The following is a 2563-nucleotide window of genomic DNA, read 5'->3' on the forward strand; positions in this document are numbered from 1 at the left end:
TATGACCTGTGGCATGGGCCTTCAACGACCTCAGAGGGCCCACCCTCAACACCCGAAACACCCGAAACCACTGGGGCATAAACGGGGGCATGTTCCGTAGCAAACGGGTGCCACGGGTATCGAAGTAACGATGTTCCGATGACCTGGCTGGGGTGGTAGGAAACCTTCCCCACCGATGAAACCTATCAACTTTTCCAACCGGTGACCGAAACTGGGGCGGTTTCGGGGGCATTTAGAGGGTGAAGCGACGGGCGGAATGGAGCGTCAGCGGGTCAGCACGGGATATTTTCGACCGCCGGAGAGGCCGCTTACTGGCGCTGACGGCATCCGTAGGACTGGACCGCTGACGAGTCGTTCCGGGTGCTGGCGGTGGTCGCTAGTGCTGGCGGTTTGCGGGGGCTTTGGTGGGGTGAGCGGAAGTTCAAGCCTAGTGCAGCGAATGGCTGCTGAGAGCCCGGAGCGGACAGTTTCATACTGCTGGACGTGTCGTTAGTTTTGCTGTTCTATCGGACACGCATCGAGTGAAGCGGTCGTCGACCAATCTTCTATTCCTTTGCTGGCAAGATACTCTAATGACTTTTGGTATGGTTGGAAGATCAGAACATGGGGGAAACGACCGAATGATGAAGAAGGTACTGATCGCATCCGCAGCGATGTGGGCATCTGTCGCCGCCGCGCAAGACAACCAAATTATTCACGATGCAGAGTTTTTTGTACTAAATGCACAGCATGGAGATCGCTGGGCAGAAGAGGATGCAGCCATTCAAACGAGATTGGCGGAACTCAAAGAAGAACACGGGCGGCCACCAAACATCGTCTATATTCTTTGGGACGATCAGCCGTTTGGCATCGTGGGCTTTCCGGGAATTCAACAAACTCTTGGGTTTTCGACGCCTAATCTAAACGAAATGGCGGCCGAAGGAATTAACTTCACTCGGATGTACTCCGAGCCGTCTTGCACTCCAACTCGAGCCGCATTTCTAACAGGTCGCATCCCTGTCAGACATGGCATGGGTGTCGTGGGGATGCCCCATGAGTACGCGGGTCTACGAGGTGACGAGGTTACGATTGCCGAAGTACTGTCCGAAGTTGGCTATGCAACTGCGCACTATGGAAAAGGGCATCTGGGGGACATCGAAGAAAGCTACTTGCACAACCAAGGTTTCGACGAAGCTCTTTTCACCCCGATGAACCAAATAACATCTCTCTATGACGCTATGGGTTCCGCTGCCAATGCAACGCTTGGGTTCCCCAATATTGGTCCAGAAGACCCATACAAGTTAGATGACCCGGGTCTTCTTCCTGAAGGTTGGGTTCAGACGATTGACGGGCGAAAAGGCGAACTAGGGGAAGAATGGGGATTACCTAACAACGAATGGTATTCCAAAGTCGATCCCGAAAGCCAAGACAGGATGATCAACTTCATCCGACGGAACGCTGAAGCCGAAAAACCATTCTACGTACAGTATTGGCCCAATTGGCTGAATTTCCTTCAGCCGGATATCGAACGAAACACATTGAATGGTGGCAAAGTCGCTGAGGCATATCACAGGCTTGATCTGTTCGTTGGTCAAGTGATGGATGAACTTGAGAGCCTTGGTATCGCCGAGAACACAATCTTCGTGGCGATGGCGGACAATGGGCCAATGGTTCACAATCCTCCGCCAGGGTGGGGCATGACGCAAATCATGTTTTCAGGTGGAAAAGGTGATTTTACCGAAGGCGGCGTTCGTGTGCCGGCGTTTGCGTGGTGGCCCGGTACGATTGATGGCGGTCAATTGGTTGGCGACATGGTACACGTCACAGATTTGTTTACAACCTTCGCAACTATTGCCGGAGCAACAGATCACATCCCTCGCGACCGCGTTATCGATGGCGTCGACCAGAGCTCATTGCTGTTGAACGGAGATACTTTCTCGCGTCGTGATTGGGTGCATATTTACCAAGGTCACACACTCGCGGCCACTGTGAAAGGGCGTTACAAGCAGCATTGGATATCAGCGGACCCGGGCGCCGCATCTGGTATCGGTGCGTCATACTACGACCTTTACCAAGATCCACACGAAGAAAGCCCCCACTTGGTTCCTCTCATTCACACTCTTGGACAATTCAAGATGATGCGTATGCGACACGAGCTGCTGAAAGAACAGTATCCCGATAAACCAAACGCACGTGGAATTCCTCTGACAGGGTTATCAAACGCCCGTCCAGAAACTCTTGCAATTGCGGACAGGCTTGAACGAAATCTGCAAGGCCTGCCGGTAACCGTGCAGGAGTTTATTCAGCGTCAGCCCAGCTTCGAAATGATGGATTTTGATTGGGGAGATTGACTGCAAAAAGGGGCCCGCAAATTGCGGGTCTTCGTTGGCAAACTCCACAATCGAAAAGAAACGACTTTCGAATTCAGCCTTTGGGTAGCAAAGATGTCGTTCACGCGGCCCCCAACTCGACACCGCAGTGAACGGCAGCTTTGTCCGCAAACCAGACATTCAACCAAAAAACCTGAACGTCCGCTCCCGTATAAACCGAGCAACCTCCTGCATCTAAATAAAGAAGCAACTGC

Annotated in this window: 1 protein-coding gene; it reads left to right on the top strand. The window is 52.6% G+C overall.

Translation table 11 applies throughout. The features are described from left to right. Positions 1-620: 620 nt before the first annotated feature. Positions 621-2330 (top strand): sulfatase-like hydrolase/transferase, encoded by a 1710-nt coding sequence (locus ACR0JW_RS23775; RefSeq protein ID WP_480535589.1) that lies wholly within the window; start codon positions 621-623, stop codon positions 2328-2330. Positions 2331-2563 lie beyond the last annotated feature (233 nt).

It is taken from the genome of Ruegeria sp. BG6 (assembly GCF_056538465.1).